Genomic DNA, 20,218 nt, shown 5'->3' with positions numbered 1-20,218 from the left:
TTCGGTTTGAAATAAGCATTTTAAAGTCTAAATTTGCATCAGAATACAAGATTATGAATTACCATACAAGAAAATGGGTAAAACCAGAAGATTTGAATCCCAACCAATCCTTATTCGGAGGAAGATTATTACAGTGGATTGATGAAGAAGCTGCTTTGTATGCCGTTATTCAGCTGGAAAATAAAAAGGTGGTGACCAAATTTATTTCGGAAATCAACTTTGTAAGCTCTGCAAAACAGGGAGATATTATAGAAATTGGTATCGAAGTTGCCAAATTTGGCTCCACATCTCTTACCCTTGCCTGTGAGGTGAGAAATAAAATGACGCATCAAACCATTATTACCGTTGATAAAATTGTAATGGTAAATCTGGATGAGAACGGAAACCCGGCTCCACACGGCAAAACTCAGGTTGAATTTGTGATAGACCGCCTTAAGCTTAAAGAAAATTTATGAAAGTATTCATCAAAAATATGGTCTGCGACAGATGTATTTCTGCTGTTTCGGCTATTTTTAATGAATTTTCTGTTCAAATAAAGTCTATTAATCTCGGCGAAGTAGAAACGGAACAAGGTATTTCTGCCAAAGACCTGCAAAATATTGAAAAACGCTTAGTGGAAACCGGGTTCGAAAGAATTAAGGAAGCAGCCCATCAGTTAGCAGATAAGGTTAAAGGTCTTATCATTATTAAAATTTCAAAGCTGGATATTGACGAAAATTTTATGCTTTCTAAATATCTGAGTTCCGAACTACATAAAGATTACAGTGCACTTTCTAAAACTTTTTCTCAAAACGAAAATATAACGATAGAACAGTTTTTTATTCTTCAAAAAATAGAAAAAGTAAAAGAACTTTTGCTTTACAATGAATTTAATCTGACAGAAATTGCAGGGAAATTAGGCTATAAAAGTGTACAGCATTTATCATCACAGTTCAGAACGGTTACAGGCTTCACTCCTACCGAATTTAAAAAACTGAAAGCAGGACACAGAAAACCTTTAGACAAAATATAACACATTCTTATGGTCTGCTTAAAATACTTCATTTCACTTGCGATAAATAAATGCAAAGCTATTATGGATATCTAATTAAGATTAAAATCTAAAAAAACTTATTCCAAAATAATATAAACATAATCCCTAAATTTATAACAGCTTACAAAATCGTTTTTGGAAATTTGTAATAAATTTAGAGTTATGCACCAACAATATAAAGTATTAGGAATGACCTGTTCGGGTTGCCAGAAGAAAATTTCAGATCAACTCAACAGTTTAGAAGGAGTTTCGGCAGAGATCAATCTTGAGAACAGCACCGCCGAAATACATTCAGATAAAGAAATCAGCCTTAAAGAGCTCAATCATTTCCTTTCAGAAATCGGGAATTATAAGCTTGAAGATCCGAGTAATCCTGATCAGACTTTTATTAAACCTCAGGATAGGGTTTCTCCTTCTTCGGTATATTACTGCCCGATGGAATGCGAAGGTGACAAAGTATATTTTCAGCAGGGAAAAAGATGCCCGGTCTGTAACATGTATTTGGTTCCGATTGAAGAGAAATTAGCGAAAGATTCTAACTATAAACCGACTTATTCTTCTACCCACTTACCCGAAAACTTCAAAGACAATATCGGTAAATACTATTGCCCGATGTTCTGTGAAGGCGATAAGGTATATCATGAAAAAACAGACTGCCCGGTTTGCCACATGCATTTGGAAGAAATTACCGAAGATTTGGTAAAAAATTCCGTACCGCATTCTCATCATCACAATCATCAACACGAAAAACCCAAGGTTACAGATGAAATGGCGGGAAGATATTACTGCCCAATGTTTTGCGAGGGCGATAAAACTTACGACAGCAACGTAGGTTGCCCTGTCTGCGGGATGGATCTGGTGAAATATCCTGAAAAAGGCGAAGAAGAAACAGATGATACCTACAAAATATTAAGAAAAAAATTCTTTATTTCTTTGGCATTTGCCGTTCCCGTATTTATTTTATCGATGGGCGGAATGTTCATAGATTTTCCTTTTTCTCATCAGGTTCAGGGGATTTTCGAGTTGATTCTTACGTTGCCGGTTTTGTTTTATTCCGGATGGTTTTTAATGAAGCGTGGCTGGGTTTCCTTTAAAACCTGGAACTTAAATATGTTCAGTTTAATTGCCTTGGGAGTTGCTGCTGCATTTATATTCAGCATTGTGGCATTAGTATTTCCAGACATACTTCCGCATGAAATACGGGGACATAATCATGAAATTCCTCTTTATTTTGAAGCGGTTTGTGTTATTATGACTTTGGTAATTTTAGGGCAGTTAATGGAAGCTTTAGCCCATAAAAAAACAGGAAATGCCATTAAAGAACTTATGAATCTTTCTCCTGACGAAGCCAATATAATGGTAAATAATGAAGAAAAAAGAGTTCCGCTTTCTGAGGTTAAAATTGGAGATATATTAAAAGTAAAACCCGGTGAAAAAATTCCTGTAGACGGCATCATTACTGAAGGAAATTCTGTGGTGGATGAAAGTATGATTACAGGAGAACCCATTCCTGTAGAAAAAAATACAGATGATAAGGTTACTTCGGGAACAATTAACGGAAACCAGGTTTTTTTGATGAAAGCCGAAAAAGTGGGTGATGAAACGCTCCTTGCTAAAATTATAAAAATGGTGAATGATGCAAGCAGAAGCCGTGCTCCGATACAGAAACTTACCGATAAAGTGGCAAAAGTTTTTGTTCCTACTGTAATTTTGGTTTCGGTAATCACCTTTATTTTATGGCAGATTTTCGGTCCCGAAGGTCAAAAAACTTTATTTGCTTTTGTGAATGCTGTTGCGGTTTTAATTGTCGCCTGCCCTTGTGCTTTAGGTTTGGCAACGCCCATGTCTTTAATGGTAGGAATTGGTAAAGGAGCCAAAAACGGAATTCTTATTAAGAATGCCGAAGCTCTTGAACTTATGAATAAAGTAAATGTGGTAATTACCGATAAAACAGGTACTTTAACCGAAGGGAAACCTTCTTTGGAACATATTGAAGCAACCCATAATGCCGATCAGAATTTAATTTTGAAGTTGGCTTATTCACTCAATCAAAATTCAGAACATCCGCTGTCTAATGCGGTGATTAAAAAAGCTAAAGACGAAAATATTACTACCGAAAAAGTTGAAAAGTTCGAAAACATTTCAGGAAAAGGCGTAAAAGGAATCATCAATGGAAAAATGATATATTTAGGAAATGAGAATCTTCTAAATTCCAATAATATTAAGATTTCAGAGGATTTAAAGTCGAAAGCAACAGAAATTCAGTCAAAAGCCCATACGATTTCTTATATCGCTCAAGAAAATGAGGTTTTAGGATTAATAAGCTTTACCGATAAAATTAAGGAAAGTTCGAAAAAAGCAATTCAGCATTTATTAAATGACGGAATTGATGTGATGATGATGACGGGCGACAACGAGCATACCGCAAAAGCTGTGGCAGATGAATTAGGCATTAAACATTACAAAGCCAGCTGTCTTCCCGAAGATAAACTGAATGAAGTAAAAAAATTGCAGCAACAGGGAAAAATTGTTGCCATGACCGGCGACGGAATTAATGACTCCCCTGCTCTTGCACAGGCAAATATTGGTATTGCCATGGGAACAGGAACCGATGTTGCTATGGAAACGGCAGAAATCACTCTACTGAAAGGAGATATTTTAGGAATTGCAAAAGCAAAAACGCTTAGCGAAAAATTGCTGAGAAACATTAAAGAAAACCTCTTCTTTGCTTTTGTCTATAACGTTTTAGGCATTCCGATTGCAGCAGGTTTATTATATCCGTTTTTCGGGATTCTTCTTTCACCGATGATTGCAGCAGCAGCGATGAGTTTCAGCTCTTTATCTGTAATTTTAAATTCGTTAAGATTAAATTCTGCTGAATTAGATTAAATATTATTCAACTTGAGTTTGGGATAATAAAACTTTAAATTATAGATTTTGAAAAGACATTTGTTCAGCTTTGTGTTTTATAAATTCTTATCCGAGCTCAAGTTATTTAACTTTTTATCATTTTAAATTTTATTTTTAGGAAATAAGTAAAACCGCTTTTTCAATAATGCAGAAAGTTTTCTAGAGATATAAACAGGTTTTTGCTCTAAAGTTTCTATAATTTAAACTTAAATTCAGAACTTTGCCATTATGAGTTTAGAGGAGAATTACAATAACATAAAAAACCAGCTTCCGGAAAATGTACAATTGGTTGCGGTGTCTAAAACACATCCGGTTGAAGCTATTCAGGAAGTTTATGATTTTGGACAGAGAGTTTTTGGAGAAAATAAAGTTCAGGAACTTACCGAAAAATACCCGTTGCTTCCAAAAGATATCCAGTGGCATTTAATCGGGCACCTGCAGACCAATAAGGTTAAATATATTGCAGAATTTATAGATACCATACAAAGTGTAGATTCTGAGAAGCTTTTAAATGAAATTAATAAAGAAGCAGCGAAGCATCAACGTACCATAAAAGTTTTATTGCAGGTGAAAATTGCTGATGAAGAAAGTAAATTCGGACTTGAAATTGCTGATGCCAAAGATTTATTCACAAAATTCACCAACGGCGAATTTCCCCATGTTGAAATTACAGGATTAATGGGAATGGCAACCTTTACGAAAGATGAAAGCCAGATTCGTAAAGAATTTTCAGTTTTGAAGACTCTTTTTGATGAATTAAGTGAGATCCATACTTTGCAGACTCTTTCTATGGGAATGAGCGATGATTTTCCTTTGGCTATTGAATGCGGTGCGAATTCAGTACGTGTAGGATCGGCTATTTTCGGCAGAAGAGATTATTCTAAATAGATTTTAGGAATGATATTTGCTAATAATCAAGCAAAAATTAACTAAATTTGCACCTATGCAAAAAATCCTTATTGTAGAAGACGAAAAAGCAATTTCCGGAGTACTCCACAGTATTCTTTCGGATGAACTCAATGATTATGAATTTATAATCGCCGATGATGGGCTGGAAGGCTACAAACAGGTAGAAAAAGAAGATTTTGCCCTTGTAATTTCAGACATCAAGATGCCGAAGCTTTCAGGAACAGAACTTTTGAAACAGAGTTTAGCCTTAAAACCGGAAACTACATTCATCATGATTTCTGGTCATGCCGATATCGATTCTGCAGTTTCTTGTCTTAAAGATGGCGCATACGATTTTATTTCTAAGCCAATAGACATCAATAGACTGATTACGAGCGTAAAAAATGCTTTGGCTAAAGAAACTCTAAAAAAAGAAAATAAAAATCTTCAATCTGAAAATAAAACACTTAAAAAGAAAGTCAGTAAAAAGTACCAAATGATTGGTGATTCTGCTCCTTTGAAGAAAATTCAGGAGATGATTGAAAAAGTGGCTCCTTCAGACGCAAGAGTTTTAATTACAGGTCCCAATGGTGCTGGTAAAGAATTGGTTGCACACGCTATTCATAATTTAAGCGAAAGATCTAAAGGTCCGATGGTGGAAGTAAACTGTGCTGCAATCCCTTCAGAATTAATAGAATCTGAACTTTTCGGGCATGTAAAAGGTTCATTTACCGGAGCTATTAAAGATAAACAGGGAAAGTTTGAACAAGCCAACAACGGAACGATTTTCTTAGATGAGATTGGTGATATGAGTCTTATTGCTCAGGCAAAAGTGTTGCGTGCTTTACAGGAAAGTAAAGTTTCTCCTGTAGGAAGCGATAAAGAAATTAAAGTTGATGTACGTGTCTTGGCGGCAACCAACAAAAATATGCAGACAGAAATTGCTGAGGGAAGATTTAGAGAAGATCTGTACCACAGACTTTCTGTAATTGAAATCTATGTTCCGCCTTTGGATGAAAGAAAAGATGATATTAAACTTTTGGTAGAACATTTTTCTAAAATGATATCCGAAGAGCATGGCACTGCCTTAAAAAGCTTTGATGATACTGCTATAGATGCACTGAAAGAACTATCATGGACCGGAAATATCCGAGAGTTGAGAAATGTGGTAGAAAGATTAATCATTCTTGGTGGAAACACTGTTTCTAAAGAAGATGTTGCAAGTTTTGTAAGAAAATAATTAATATTTAATTGTCTTAAATAATAAAAATTTGCAGTATTTATGCTGCAGATTTTTTTTTGTAATGATATGAACTTTTTAAATAAAAACTATACCAAAGAAGCCTTAACGCTTGCTCTTCCCGTAATGCTTACGCAGGTTGGGCAGGTTTCTGTAAACCTTTTCGACAATATAATCGTTGGTAAATTATTGGGAGCAGATGCTTTAGCTTCAGTTTCACTTGGGAATGCCGTATTTTTCTCCATGTTTGTTTTGGCATTGGGATTTTCGTTTGCCATTCCGCCATTGGTTTCTCAGGCTCATTCTCAACATGACCACAAAACCATTAATTCTGTTTTCAGTCATGGTTTTGTCATCAATATGGCGGTAGGAACCATTCTTATGGCAGTATTGCTTTTGGCAATGCCTCTGCTCTACCATTCTGGTCAGCCGGAAAAAATTATACCCGATACTGTAGATTTCCTGACTATTATGGCAATCAGCATTGTTCCTTTTATGGCATTTCAGACTTTAAGAGAGGTTTCAGAAGGTTTGTCTTATACCATTGGGGTTACAAAAGCTACCATTATTGCTAACGTAATTAATATTGTTTTAAATTATGTTTTCATTAAAGGAATATGGATTTTCCCAGAAATGGGTGTAAAGGGTTCTGCTCTTGCAAGTCTTATTGCCAGAATTTTCATGGTGGTATTCTTATATTTCGTTTTGCTGAAAGAGAATAAAACAAGACAGTATATTAAAGATTTTTCTTTAAAAATGCAGGTTTTCTCTAAGAAAATGTTCGAAAAAATGATTCGCCTAGGCTTCCCTACTGCTTTACAGATGTTCTTTGAGGTAACTGCTTTTGCAGGAGCAGCATTTATTTGCGGACTCATTTCTGCCCACGATATCGCTTCTCACCAAATCGCTTTAAGTATGGCATCTTTTACCTTTAATCTGTGCATTGGTTTCAGTGTTGCATCAACGGTGATGATTGGGAGAAAGTTGGGCGAAAAAAACTTTGTTGAACTAAGAAAAATAGGAATCAACAATCTTAAAATTGCTTTTCTCTTTATGTGTTTCTGCGGATTTGTATTTATTGTAGGGCGAAATATTCTCCCTACTTTCTTTACAAAACCCGAAGAAATTGAAGTGATAACTTTAGCCTCTAAACTGATGATTATTGCAGCATTATTTCAACTTTCAGACGGAATTCAGGTAACCGCTTTGGGAATGCTTAGAGGATTGCAGGATGTAAAGATTCCTTCGATTTATACTTTTATTGCATATTGGTTAATTACGATTCCTTTGGGATATTTCCTTTGTGTAACTCTTAAAATGGGTGCATTCGGAATGTGGATTGCCCTTGGTTTAGGATTAACGATTTCTGCGTGTATGCTCGTAAAACGTTTTCTTAACCTGTCTTCCAGACGTATAAATGAAAATACGAAATAAGACAGAACCTTTATTTATTACTTACAATGGTCGGATTTTTTCCGGCCATTTTTAATTCATTATGGTATGATATAAAAGATAATTTGTATCTTTCACCGATTATAATGAATATTTTATTTTTAAATTGATTCTTATGAAAAACCTATTCTTTTTCTTAATCGCCGGTACAGGAGTTTTTTCTGCTCAGAATACTGAAATAAAACCCTTTAAAATAGATAGTTTAAAGACTTTTTATCAACAAAGACCGCTATTTTATAATTCACCATATTATAACTCACCATACATAAGTAAACCAGACAGTGCAATTGCAAATCTTTACAAGATGCCTGTTTATATACCTAACAACGTCAATTTATATTCTGCATTAAAGGTTAATTCTGTAGATACTTCAAAGTATAAAATGCCTAATGCATTAGAACCTGTTTTGAAAAAAGAAATTGCTTCTAAATAAACTATATTAATAAAATTTATTGTTAATTTCTGAAATTTGTATTCAGAACTGTTGAGTTTATATGCTTTGTTTTTTATTTTTGCAGACTATTTTTTACAAGAATAATGACCAAAGAAGAACTTTTAAATAAAGCAATAAAAATAGCTGATAAAGCACATAAAGGACAAAAAGATAAATATCAGGCTCCGTACATCGCCCACGTAATGCGTGTAATGGAATATGGTAAAACGTTAGACGAGAAAATTGTTGGTGTTTTGCATGACGTGGTAGAAGATCATGCAGAAGAATTCAGTTTTGAGTATTTAAGATCTGAAGGATTTCCGGAATATATTCTGTTTGCGGTAAGCTGTCTTACAAAGTTCGATCCTGAAGAAGCGTATGAAGATTTTATTAAACGTACAGAAAGATCTCCTTTGGCTGTTGCTGTAAAACTGAATGATCTTCGGGATAATATGGATCTTAGAAGGGTGAACCGGGAACTTACACAAAAAGACATCCACAGATTCAACAAATACCTGAAAGCTTATCGCTATCTAACAGAAAAATATTAATCTGCTCCGGGAAAATGGTAGGTTTTGGTTTTACTCCCAGTGTCGTCTATATTGATGTTGAGAGCAAGATATACAAAATGTACATTTTTGTTTCCTTTAGCTTCAAATTCTCTTTGCCAAAGATAACCGCCCAAAACACCAAAATGATCATCAATCTGATATCCAAAACCTCCGTAAACTCTGTTTCTGGCAAACGTAGGTTTCATGGGTGTTACTAAGAAAATTTCGTCGTAAACATTGGCAAAAAGTGTTTTTGGACCAATTTTTTTAGAATTTAAAGGTACAGAAATATTAAGACGGTAACGATAGCGGATTCTTTCTGAACTGATGTCTTTTTGTGGCTCATAAAACCATGATTTTTCTGCACGGAATCTGTTTTCAAATTTTACGATTCCTTTTTTAAAATCAATAATATCCTGCAACCAAACACGGAATTCTTCTTTATCTATGGCATGGTTTTTATAAGTGGCATATCTCCCTAAACCTATAAATGGTTTATGATTTTTGGTGAGATTATACCCCAAACCTCCTTTTATCTCATAATAATCTGGATAAGTATAATCTTCAATCCCTCTTGCCTGTCCTTCCGCATAGATAAAAAATTTAGGATGAAACTTATAGTTAATCGTTAGTGCATTAAATGAAGATACGTGTTCCTGAGCCTTCAAAATACTTATGCTTATTAATAAAGCAAAACTTACAATAAGTTTCATCCAATAAATTTTTTGCAAAAATATAGGATTTAATGTTACACGAATGTTAAGTTTACTTAATATGAATGTTATAAGAAAATCCTAAATGAAACCATCTATTAGGCATTGGTACGCCAAAAGTTTCGGTATACTGTGTATTGGTAACATTATTTACCAAAGCATATACAGAAAGATTGTTTTTAGTAAAACTCAGTTTTTCGTCTAAAAGATGATAACTTCCAAGATTTACTCTATCATTATATCGATAAACCAATTCGTTACTGAAGTATTTCAAAAATTTTGTCTGAAGCTTTGTAACAACCTGATGTTTAAGATTATCTAAAGCGTAACGGGAATTGAGTTCATTAATATCTTTCAGTTTATTATCAAGATAAGTATATCCGACGGTAAATTTCATCCAGCTGAAAGACTGATAGCTTATTTCTGTTTCGATTCCTTTAATTTCAGTTTTTCCAATGTTTTTAGAATACCAAATCGGATCTTGTAGAGAAACTTTGGTCCAATCTATCGCATTATTAGAATTTCTTAAGAAACCGCTTAATTTTGCAATAATATTCTTGTTTTGATATTGATACCCAAGTTCTGCATACACCGCATTTTCCGGCAAAAGATCGGGATTTCCTTTTTCAGTTTTACTAGTATAGTACAAATCTGTAAAAGTCGGCACTCTGTGGACGCGGGAAATATTTCCGTAAATTTTGTTATTCTGATAAAAAGTATAGCCAATATCTAATCCGGGATAAAAAAAGTTTCCGTTGGTGGAGTAATTGGCCCAAGAAGCTCCTGGTGTAATATTCAGTTTCTTTTCGAAAAAAGAAAAATGATGCTCAAAAAAAAACTGTGTAACAAAACGTTCTCTGCTTCCCAAATTACTGCTTTCCAGGAATTCTTTTCTCAATTCTATTCCCAAACCTGTCGTTCCGAGATTGGATGTGTAGCTTGAATTAACTTCTCCGCCCACATTATTCCCAATGTGCATATTTCTGTAGATTTCAGGCTTTTCTCTGTTAAAAAGATACATATCCTGTCCTCTTCTCCAGTATGCATTAGAGTTAAGTCTGAATTTCCCAAAATTCTGTTGATGGGCAATACTTATGATTGAAGCCTGCAATTCTTCATACTGTTCAGTAGCAAGGGGCGAAGCATAAAAACCATTGGCTCCGAACTTTTTCTCAGAAAAACCTGCCTGTAATCTTAAGTCACCATTTTTTATTTTCAGCTGATTTTGGTAATACACATTTCTGATGTCGAAATCGGTATTATGTCTGTAACCTTGCGATGAATTGGAATTTGCCTGTAAAAGCTGTGAAAATTTTTCGTTTCCTACATTGGCATTTAGACCAAAGCCAAATGTTTTGTAATCCCCTGCATTAGCACTTATTTTTACGTTTTTTCCAATTTGAGTTTTGGTGATGATATTAATAGCTCCCGCATAGGCATTTTGCCCGAATCTTCTTGCAGCAGGACCTTTTACAATTTCAATTCTTTCTACATCATCCAAATCTACCGGAATATTTAGAGAATTATGTCCTGTCTGGGAATCATTCATGCGGATTCCGTTAATCAGAATCAACACCTGTTCAAAAGAATTTCCTCTAAAGCCTACATCACTCTGTACTCCGTTGGCTCCTCTTCTTCTGATATCCATTCCCGGAACCTGTTGCAGAATTTCATCAATACTTACGGCAGGAGAATTCAGAATTTCTTCTTTCGTAATGATAGAAATATTCTGATTGGCGTTTTTAAAAGTAGTCGCTGTAAATTTCCCCTGAATTTCTATTGAATCTATATCGGATGTTTTTATCTGTGCTTCTGTACAAAATGCTCCCAGCAAAAAAAGAATGGCACCTAATTTTCTTCTCATAAAAGTTATTATTTTGAAGGTTTCAAAATTAACAAACTTCAATCAGAGCAGAAAATGATATTTGGCATGAAATATTAATCTTATTTAAATCGAAAAACCTAAGTGATAAAATATCACTTAGGTTTTCAAATAACTTTATGTCTTATTAATTATGGTATTAGTTCCAATTTATTTCTATCACTTTTCCTTTTTTTGCTTAATCTTTTTTGAGTTTCTTCATCTAAAGTAATTCCGATGTCAGAAGCTTCTTTTACAATATTTTTATTGATATTTTGCATAGATTCTAAATACTCCTTTTTAGTGATTTTTTTATAAGATAAAAGCTTTTTCTTTTCACTAAAATCTTTATGTTCTATTTTCTTAATGGAAAAAAGATCGAATTTAAAATGATCTTGAGTATCATTTATTCTTACAATAAGTCCCGGTAATTGTGAAAATTTATAAGGACCGTCCTGTAACGGAATTTCTTCTGTAAACCAAGCTACCCAATCTCTGCCATAATGAGTCATGGTTGCTTTTGTACAACTGAACTCTCCAATTTTGAGCTTTTCATTTGAAATGCTCCATTCAAAAATGGGTGTTTCTTCATATACAAATTTATAATTTAGTATATTATCGTAAAAATTTACCATATTATTTGCATAATTTTTTTCAACGATAAACTTAAATTGTGCTTTAGGAATTTTAGAGAGATTTAGTGATTCAAAACCTTTATTAGCTATGTCTTGAGCAATAGAATCTCTTGTATTGAACTTTTCTGAAATAAAAAACGATCCTGTTTTACTCGAAAACAAGTAGAAATCTTCTGTTGTTTTATAATCTTGTGTTGTACTTAATTTTGCGTCCATTCGATAAGTAAAAACATAGTTTTGCTGAGCAGAAATAAAACTTGAAATAGTAAGTAAAATTAAAATGTAATTTTTCATAATAATTGTAAATAAAAAAACATTCTCAAAACAATAATTTTTGAGAATGTAATAATAGTTAGAATTTTTTTTATAATCCTCCTTGGTCTCCAGTGTCTTGACTAGGACAAGAAAGCTCATCAGCAACCAAAGCGTTTCCTATAATTTCCATTGTAGTTTCTCCACATGCAACAGCACGTTTACCACAACTTGTTAATACTTGAACGCACATTCTTTCAAGTTTTTGAGCGTTTTCTTGGCTCACTACTTCCTTTTCGTTTCCTTTCACCGGTTCAGAAGCACTTACCAAACCTGCAACACCTAAAGCTGCCACTAAAAATAGTTTTTTCATGTCTAAAAATTTAAATTTGTTATTAAAGTAGCACTAAATTAAAATTAATATTAAAATTAAAATCTGCAAAATTATTTTCACTTTTTTAAGAAAAAGTTTTCTACATTATTTTTAGGAAATAAAAAACCTAACGAGTTTTTTTAACGCTTTAGGTTTAAGCATCAAAAATTCGTAATTTTGTTGGTCTTAATACGAGTATGGCTGCAACAACAGAAATAGATATAAAAAAACAGGTTTTCGTTAAAAATGCACACCTTAACAACCTGAAACACATAGATGTTCTCATCCCGAAAAACAAACTAATTGTTATTACCGGAGTGTCTGGAAGTGGTAAATCTTCTTTGGCATTCGATACAATTTATGCCGAAGGACAAAGAAGATATGTGGAAAGCTTAAGTTCTTATGCCCGTCAGTTTTTAGGTAAGCTAGAAAAACCAAAGGTAGACGACATAAAAGGGCTTGCTCCATCCATTGCAATTCAGCAAAAGGTAATTTCTTCTAATCCTCGATCTACAGTAGGAACATCTACAGAAATCTACGATTATATGAAACTTCTATTCGCAAGAATAGGAAGAACATTTTCTCCCGTTTCCGGCGAAGAAGTAAAAAAAGATTCGGTTACAGATGTTGTAGATTTTATAAAAAATTCTAAGAAAGAAACTCCTTTTTTATTAACTGCTCCATTAGTTTTTGATGCTGAAAACTTTTCTGAAACACTCAACGTTCTTAAACTTGCCGGTTTTACAAGGCTTGAAGTGAACGGAAATGTGGCAGGAATTGAAGATCTTGAAAGTTTTGGCTTTGTCCCGGAAAAAGAAATGGTCATTAATCTGGTGATCGACCGTTTTACGTATGAAGATGATGAAAGTTTTCTTCAGAGATTGGCAGATTCTATACAAATGGCTTTTTATGAAGGAAGAGGACATTGTACCCTTAAAAATACAGAAACAGGAAAAATAAAAGAATTTTCTAATAAATTCGAACTCGACGGAATCGAATTTTTAGAGCCAAATGTTCATTTTTTCAGTTTTAATAATCCTTACGGAGCCTGCCCGACTTGCGAAGGATACGGAAAAGTAATTGGTATAGACGAAGATTTAGTTATTCCCAATAAGGCATTGTCTGTTTTTGAAGATGCTGTTGCGGCATGGAAAGGTGAAAGTATGAGCGAATGGAAAAAAGACTTTATTAAAAAAGCAAAAGATTTTCCGATTCACAAACCGTATCACCAACTTACCAAAGAGCAGAAAAACTACCTTTGGAAAGGTGATGCTAAAAGTACATTTCCTTCTTTGAACAATTTCTTCAAAATGCTAGAAGAAAATTTGTACAAAATACAGTATCGCGTCATGCTTTCGAGGTATCGTGGCAAAACTCTTTGTCCAACCTGCGAAGGCTTGCGTTTGCGTGAGGAAACTACTTGGGTGAAAATCGACGGATATAACATTCAGTCGATGATTGAACTTCCTTTGGATGAACTTTTACCGTTAATCAACAATCTCAAGCTTTCGGATCATGACCGTGAAGTTGCCAAAAGACTTTTATATGAAATCTCCACCCGACTGGAATTTTTATTAAAAGTTGGCTTAGGTTATCTTACTTTAAACCGAACTTCCAATACGCTTTCTGGAGGAGAAAGCCAGAGAATTAATTTAGCTACAAGTTTAGGAAGTTCTTTGGTAGGTTCTATTTATATTTTAGATGAGCCTTCCATTGGTTTACATTCGAGAGATACCGAAAATTTAATAGAAGTTCTTAAAAATCTTCGCGACATTGGTAACACAGTTATCGTTGTAGAGCATGATGAAGATGTGATGAGAGCGGCAGATTATATTATTGATATTGGCCCGGAAGCAGGATATTTAGGCGGAGAACTTGTTTTTGCGGGTAATTTCAAGGAACTTAAAAATGCAGATACACTTACTTCCAAGTATTTAACCGGAAGATTAGAAATTAAAGTTCCTGAAAAGCGTAGAAAAGCCAAAGAATTTATTCACATTAAAGGAGCGAGATCTAATAATCTAAAAAACATTAATGTAGATGTTCCATTAGAAAGTTTTGTGGTTATTTCCGGAGTTTCAGGGAGTGGAAAATCTACTTTAATGAAAGAAATTCTTACCAATGACATCCAAATTCAGTTGGGAATGGGTGGAAAAAAGGGTGATTACGACTCTGTGGAATTTCCAAAAAAATTAATAAAACATATTGAACTGATTGACCAAAATCCTATTGGTAAATCTTCTCGTTCTAATCCTGTAACCTATCTGAAAGCTTATGATGACATTCGCGATTTGTTTTCTAAGCAGAAAAGTGCCAAACTTATGGGCTATAAACCTAAACATTTTTCTTTCAACGTAGATGGCGGAAGATGCGACGAATGTAAAGGTGAAGGCGTTATTAATGTGTCGATGCAGTTTATGGCAGACATAGAACTGGAATGTGAAACTTGTAAAGGAACACGTTTTAAAAGCGAAATTCTTGAAGTAAAGTTTGATGAAAAAAATATTTCGGATATTCTTCACATGACGGTAGATGAAGCTTTAGATTTTTTCAGAGAAAATAAGGAAGATAAAATCGTTACTAAACTTACGCCGCTTCAGGATGTTGGTTTGGGATATCTTCAACTTGGGCAAAGTTCTTCTACACTTTCGGGAGGTGAAGCACAGCGTGTAAAACTGGCTTCATTTTTAGTAAAAGGTGTTACCACCGATAAAACTTTATTTGTGTTTGATGAACCTTCAACTGGACTTCATTTTAACGATATTCAGAAATTATTAAAATCGCTTCAGGCATTAATAGATCTGGGGCATTCTGTTATTGTGATAGAACATCAGCCTGATATTATGAAATGTGCTGATCATATTATAGATATTGGTCCGGAAGCCGGAAAACATGGTGGAGAAGTAGTTTTTGCCGGAACTCCAGAAGAGTTGGCAAAAAATAAAATATCCCATACTGCAAAATATATTGCCGAAAAACTGAATTAAATTCAATTTTTCGTGAAAAATAAGCACTCTTTGCAGTGCTTATTTTTTGTTTATTTCTTTCTATTGATTAAATAATATACCGGTAATCCAATTAAAACCATTAAAAATCCTGGCCAAGTATATTGCTGTTTGTAAATAAGAAGCAAAACGCAGAAACATGTTCCTATAAATAAATATACAAATGGTGTTATCGGATATAACCAAGTTTTATAAGGTCTTTCAAGATCCGGTTTTTTAATTCTCAGATAAATAACTCCAAATACGGTAATCATATAAAACAGAACTATAACGAAAGAAATCATGTCTAAAAGATTTCCGTACTGACCGCTCAAGCATAAAACCGATGCCCAAATTCCCTGCATCCAAAGTGCATTTTCAGGAACCTGATTTTTGTTATTTTTAATAGCCGATTTAAAGAACAGTCCGTCTTTTGCCATTGTCTGAAAAACCCTTGCTCCAGCCAATATAAGTCCGTTATTACATCCAAAAGTAGAAATCATCACCAAAACAGCGATAATAATGGTTCCGGCATTTCCAAAAATACTTTGCGAAGCTGTTACTGCAACTCGTTCATTGGCAGCAAAAGCAATAGAATCGCGGTCTAATGCATTAAGATACACAAAATTAACAGCAATATAAAGTAGCATTACCGCAGAAGTTCCTAAAATCATAGCTTTTACGACATTTTTTTTAGGATTCTCAATTTCTCCCGAAACAAAAGTTACACTTTCCCACGCCACAGAACTGAAAACCGAACCTACCATTGCAGCAGCAATTCCGCCCAGTAAAGCCATTCCCGATATAGATTCCCAACCTGTTTTAAGAAAATTTCCTTTGGAATCTTTATTTAAATTATTGAATGCATCTGTTCCGAAACTAAAATTTTCTGCCAAATGAGAAAAATCTACCAAAATAAATCCTAAAGCAATAAGACCTAATAAAGCAAGAATTTTTGATCCCGTAAATAAATTCTGTAAAAGTTTTCCGCTTTCTACTCCTCTTGTATTAATGTAAGTAAGCAATAAAATAACAAAAATTGCCAAAATCTGAATATAAGTAATCTGAAATTCACCACTTTGAAAAATAGGATCTGAATAATTAAGCCAAGGAACTAAATAAGCCGTAAACTTCCCGAATGCCATTGCAACAGCAGCAATAGTACCGGTTTGGATAACCGTAAAAAGTCCCCATCCGTATAGGAAACCCATTTTCTTTCCAAAAATTTCTGTAAGATAAGTGTACTGTCCGCCTGCTTTTGGAAAAATAGACGACAATTCGCCATAGCTTATCGCAGCTGCAACCGTCATAATTCCTGTAATAATCCAAACAATGATTAGCCAGTAACCCGATCCGAGATTTCTCATCATATCTGCACTTACAATAAAAATTCCGCTTCCGATCATGGAGCCCATCACAAGCATAATGGCATCCCAAAGTTTTAGTTTTTTCTGCATAGTTGAGTATAGATTTCAAATATAATTAAATATAAGATTGTTTTTTATTTTGTTTGATTATTAAATGAAACTATTTTTTCATGTATTTATTCTAAAATTTTTAGCTTTTTGATGTAATTAATCAATTTTGATTTTAATGAATTTTCTGTACTAAAGTGAATTGGGGATAAGATTTATAAAATCCAAATAATTCTATAAAATTCATTCTAAGTTAAATGACTGACTAAAATCCTAGCCCCGATTGAAACGGCATCCTTTTTTGTTCGGCTGGAGCGAAGCGGAAGCCGTAACAAAAAAGATATAGTGGAAAGCGGGATTAAGCTCCTCATAAAAATTTTCAGTAGTTTATTATTTGAAATCATTTTAAACAGTGATGGAAACAACCTGCTTTTTATCAAGTTTTTTCATCATTTTTATTCAAATATTATTAGTATTTTTGATAAAAATAAATAATATGAAATTTAAAGCAATATTATTAGCTACTGCTGTAAGTTTTTCTACTTTAGCTTTTGCCCAAGAAACAAAAAAGATGGGACCGCCGGAAGGAAGTGCTTTGGTAGGAGATTTTTATGGTGCTGCAGTAAATTCTAAAACAGAGTCTAAAGCAATAAGCCCTGAAAAACTAAACAAAAAGCTTAAAAAAGCAAATGAAAAAATTCAGAACGTTGCTCTAAAAGGAAAAGTGACAGATGTTTGCGACAAAAAAGGCTGTTGGCTTACTTTAGAGACAGAAGATAATACTCAGCTTTTCGTTAAAATGAAAGATTATGGGTTTTTCGTTCCGACTGCTCTTAAAGGCAAAACTGTTGTTTTAGAAGGGAGTGCAGAGAAAAAAGTAACTTCTGTAGACGAACAAAAACACTATGCACAAGATGCTAAAAAGCCTCAATCTGAAATTGATGCGATTACAAAACCTAAAGAAGAAATAAGATTTGTTGCCAACGGAATTAAAGTTGTTAACTAAAAAATATAAGAAAAGCGGAATTAAAATTCCGCTTTTTATTTTAATCTTCTATGGTAAAACTTACTTCTGCATCCAGTTTGGGATATTTGGTTTCGGAAATAAATTTTTTCCCGGAACAGTCTATTTCGAGCCAACCTTTTTTTCCTTTTACATCGCCTACCAAGGCTACATACGGGATAAACGAAATTTCATCTTTTCCTGATTCATAAACTTCCCTGTATTGTACTGCAATATCTAAAATGCATTCGTGATCTGTATTTAATTTTACATTCCTGTAAATAATATCGTAATGAGTTTCCTTATTTTCTGGAATTTCGTTATAAATTTCCCAACCATCGGTTCCTGATCGAAGCGTACTCATCGCTTCTAAAGCACAGTAAAGTGCAATGGTATAATACTTTCTGGTTTCTTTTCTGGTATAATCATCTACAAAATGTCCTCCTTCAAATAAAATAGTGGGCATTCCTGCTTTTATGAAATTATCTCCAGTAGAGGCAGGATAAAATTCATCAGAATATCTACCAATTTGCCCAGGAATTAATGTGCTGAGTTCTTTATAAACTTCCGCAATAACTGCCATACATTTTTTTCGGTTTTCGGTGATAGTACGCTCAATATTTTCTGAAGGTGCAAGAAAGGAGAATGTAGCCGGATGAATACCATCTGTTGTGAAAATAGTTCGCTGTTCATGCAAATTCAGTGCATAATCGTATTTGGAGGAAGCTGCCATTTTTTTTAAAATCTTTATTTCCTTACTTGCTTCATTATGAAAATCCCGATTAAGATCTATATCTGAAGCATTAAGTCGTGTCCATTTTTCAGAACCATCGGGGTTAAGCATAAAAATAAAATCTAAAGTGATTTTACTGAGTAATTCCTTTCCAGTTTGAGGACTATTTTTAAAACTCTCCAATAGATCCAACATTGCATGAGTAGCATTAGATTCATTCCCGTGCATTTGCGACCATGCTAAAACTTTGGTACTTCCCTTACCAATCGACAATTTATAAATAGGATAATCTAAAAAAGATCTACCGACTTCCGTAATATACTCCGAATAATTCTCCTTAAGAAAAGAAAATAATTTTTTAGGGGAAATATAGCGATTAGGAAATTCAGAATTTACAGTATAGAAATGTTTCCAGTTCATTTAATAACAATTTACATTATTCAAATTTAATGATTTTTCAAAATAAAACAAGGTTAACATTTGTAAAATCGTTAAACAAATCAAATTGCCTTTTTGTCTGTTGATAAAAATGTTAATTGCTAATAATTTAATTACAATAATTTACTTAATTAAAATTCAGTACTTTATAATTTTTAATTAAACAATTAATTAAGGTATACTTTAAGTTAAAATACGGCATCTTTTCCCCATTTGAGTGTTATTTGGTTAAACATTTCTAATGTGGAAAAACATTGTTTTTTGCTATAATTACAAATGTAAATTTCCTTGTTTTTTGTTTTGAAATTCAAATTCGAAAAAATAATTTTAGGCATTTAAGTGAATATCTAATGGATGCTTGTGTAAGCGATGAATCGTGATCTCTAATCTGAAATTTAACTAAGTAATATCAGGATTATTTAAATTTAACCCAGCAAAAACTCCATGAAAGCCCTATCCTACTCCATTGTTTAATTGGTGATGCTAATTGCCTAGATAATTGAATCATTATTTTATTCACTTTATATAAGCCATAAAAATTGTTCATACAGTATTTATCTCATGGAATACTTTAACATAAATATTGAATAGTTAAATCAATAAATGGTTTTCAATAATTTGTTAACAACTAATGAAAATTTTATAATATATTGGTTTTTAGCAACATATTATGTTTACAAATGTATTACAATAGCAACTGTTTTTATTTACATTTGTATTTTATATTTGTAAATAATTTATTTACATTTGTAATTACCATTTTCAATAAGAAAAAATGAGTTTAAACGAAAGAATTTCAAAAATTATAGAATATTCAGGATATACTCCTTCAGAATTTGCAGACGAAATTGATGTACAGAGATCTTCAATTTCTCATGTTACTTCAGGGAGAAATAAACCTTCTCTGGAATTCATTATTAAAATAAAATCTCGTTTTCCCGAGATTTTATGGGATTGGCTGGTAAATGGTGAAGGTGAAATGCTGAAGTCTGAACTTAAAGAAGAACAGAATGATGAAACAGAAAAAACTAAACCTACTTCTCTTCCTGATCTTTTTACCTTAATTAGTGAAGACGAGATTTTAGAGAATGTTGATCTTCCAAAAACAGAAGAAAATATAACGCAGTCAGAATCGCCTATATCATATCAAAGTAAAGAAGAACAGAAAATATTGAATTCTCAGCCATTAGAAAATTCAACAAAAAAAGTAATTACAGAAAATACAGATAATCAAACAAATAAGATAAAACGTATTGTTCTATTCTATGAAAATGGAAAATTTGAAAGTTTTGAACCTTAATAAC

General features: G+C 33.3%; 17 protein-coding genes. 11 read left to right on the top strand and 6 right to left on the bottom strand.

The window, feature by feature from the left end; all coding sequences use genetic code 11:
* The first annotated feature begins 53 nt into the window (after positions 1–53).
* From MTP08_RS05780 to MTP08_RS05745, 8 genes are all read left to right on the top strand, one after another.
* The gene (locus tag MTP08_RS05780; RefSeq protein ID WP_209390296.1) at positions 54–455 is read left to right on the top strand and encodes an acyl-CoA thioesterase; all 402 of its coding nucleotides are present in this window, start codon (positions 54–56) and stop codon (positions 453–455) included.
* The gene (locus MTP08_RS05775) at positions 452–1,012 is read left to right on the top strand and encodes a helix-turn-helix domain-containing protein (protein ID WP_243577447.1); all 561 of its coding nucleotides are present in this window, start codon (positions 452–454) and stop codon (positions 1,010–1,012) included. Before MTP08_RS05780 ends, MTP08_RS05775 begins: the two co-directional genes overlap by 4 nt.
* 183 nt (positions 1,013–1,195) lie before the next feature.
* Positions 1,196–3,922 carry a heavy metal translocating P-type ATPase gene (locus MTP08_RS05770; RefSeq protein WP_243577445.1) on the top strand — a complete coding sequence of 909 codons (2,727 nt, stop codon included), beginning with the start codon at positions 1,196–1,198 and terminating at the stop codon, positions 3,920–3,922.
* A 249-nt stretch (positions 3,923–4,171) separates the two neighbouring features.
* Positions 4,172–4,831, top strand: a complete 660-nt coding sequence (locus MTP08_RS05765; RefSeq protein WP_243577444.1) for a YggS family pyridoxal phosphate-dependent enzyme — start codon at positions 4,172–4,174, stop codon at positions 4,829–4,831.
* A gap of 55 nt (positions 4,832–4,886) precedes the next feature.
* Positions 4,887–6,071 (top strand): sigma-54-dependent transcriptional regulator, encoded by a 1,185-nt coding sequence (locus MTP08_RS05760; RefSeq protein WP_243577443.1) that lies wholly within the window; start codon positions 4,887–4,889, stop codon positions 6,069–6,071.
* 69 nt (positions 6,072–6,140) lie between these two features.
* Positions 6,141–7,505, top strand: a complete 1,365-nt coding sequence (locus tag MTP08_RS05755; protein ID WP_243577442.1) for an MATE family efflux transporter — start codon at positions 6,141–6,143, stop codon at positions 7,503–7,505.
* 133 nt (positions 7,506–7,638) lie between these two features.
* Positions 7,639–7,956: a hypothetical protein gene (locus MTP08_RS05750; protein WP_243577441.1), complete on the top strand. Its 318-nt coding sequence runs from the start codon at positions 7,639–7,641 to the stop codon at positions 7,954–7,956.
* A gap of 104 nt (positions 7,957–8,060) precedes the next feature.
* The gene (locus MTP08_RS05745; RefSeq protein WP_209390292.1) at positions 8,061–8,507 is read left to right on the top strand and encodes a phosphohydrolase; all 447 of its coding nucleotides are present in this window, start codon (positions 8,061–8,063) and stop codon (positions 8,505–8,507) included.
* Here the strand turns inward: MTP08_RS05745 and MTP08_RS05740 are convergent.
* The 4 genes from MTP08_RS05740 to MTP08_RS05725 form a co-directional block, all read right to left on the bottom strand.
* On the bottom strand, positions 8,504–9,220 hold the full coding sequence (locus MTP08_RS05740; protein ID WP_243577440.1) for a DUF2490 domain-containing protein: 717 nt from the start codon (positions 9,218–9,220) through the stop codon (positions 8,504–8,506). The genes MTP08_RS05745 and MTP08_RS05740 overlap by 4 nt on opposite strands.
* 52 nt (positions 9,221–9,272) lie before the next feature.
* Positions 9,273–11,084 (bottom strand): TonB-dependent receptor plug domain-containing protein, encoded by a 1,812-nt coding sequence (locus MTP08_RS05735; protein ID WP_243577439.1) that lies wholly within the window; start codon positions 11,082–11,084, stop codon positions 9,273–9,275.
* A gap of 149 nt (positions 11,085–11,233) precedes the next feature.
* A complete protein-coding gene (locus MTP08_RS05730) occupies positions 11,234–12,010 on the bottom strand; it encodes a GLPGLI family protein (RefSeq protein WP_243577438.1) in 777 nt (258 codons plus the stop codon).
* A gap of 70 nt (positions 12,011–12,080) precedes the next feature.
* Positions 12,081–12,341: a hypothetical protein gene (locus MTP08_RS05725; protein WP_243577437.1), complete on the bottom strand. Its 261-nt coding sequence runs from the start codon at positions 12,339–12,341 to the stop codon at positions 12,081–12,083.
* Positions 12,342–12,538: 197 nt separating this feature from the next.
* Here MTP08_RS05725 and uvrA point away from each other — a divergent pair, with 197 nt between their 5' ends.
* Positions 12,539–15,328 (top strand): excinuclease ABC subunit UvrA, encoded by a 2,790-nt coding sequence (gene uvrA / locus MTP08_RS05720; RefSeq protein WP_243577436.1) that lies wholly within the window; start codon positions 12,539–12,541, stop codon positions 15,326–15,328.
* Positions 15,329–15,378: 50 nt separating this feature from the next.
* On the opposite strand, the gene MTP08_RS05715 is transcribed toward uvrA, so the two are convergent.
* A complete protein-coding gene (locus MTP08_RS05715) occupies positions 15,379–16,782 on the bottom strand; it encodes an APC family permease (protein ID WP_243577435.1) in 1,404 nt (467 codons plus the stop codon).
* 454 nt (positions 16,783–17,236) lie between these two features.
* Between MTP08_RS05715 and MTP08_RS05710 the strand changes: the two genes are divergently transcribed.
* Positions 17,237–17,746 (top strand): DUF4920 domain-containing protein, encoded by a 510-nt coding sequence (locus tag MTP08_RS05710; RefSeq protein ID WP_209390058.1) that lies wholly within the window; start codon positions 17,237–17,239, stop codon positions 17,744–17,746.
* A gap of 40 nt (positions 17,747–17,786) precedes the next feature.
* On the opposite strand, the gene MTP08_RS05705 is transcribed toward MTP08_RS05710, so the two are convergent.
* Positions 17,787–18,896: a M14 family zinc carboxypeptidase gene (locus MTP08_RS05705; RefSeq protein ID WP_243577434.1), complete on the bottom strand. Its 1,110-nt coding sequence runs from the start codon at positions 18,894–18,896 to the stop codon at positions 17,787–17,789.
* A gap of 793 nt (positions 18,897–19,689) precedes the next feature.
* On the opposite strand from MTP08_RS05705, the gene MTP08_RS05700 reads away from it, so the two are divergent.
* Positions 19,690–20,214, top strand: a complete 525-nt coding sequence (locus tag MTP08_RS05700; RefSeq protein ID WP_243577433.1) for a helix-turn-helix domain-containing protein — start codon at positions 19,690–19,692, stop codon at positions 20,212–20,214.
* Positions 20,215–20,218 lie beyond the last annotated feature (4 nt).

The organism is Chryseobacterium oryzae, assembly GCF_022811665.1.
In the GTDB taxonomy this organism is placed as follows: Bacteria; Bacteroidota; Bacteroidia; order Flavobacteriales; family Weeksellaceae; genus Chryseobacterium; species Chryseobacterium oryzae.
The sequence above is the reverse complement of the archived record's forward strand: the minus strand, read 5'-3'. Positions and strand labels throughout refer to the sequence as shown.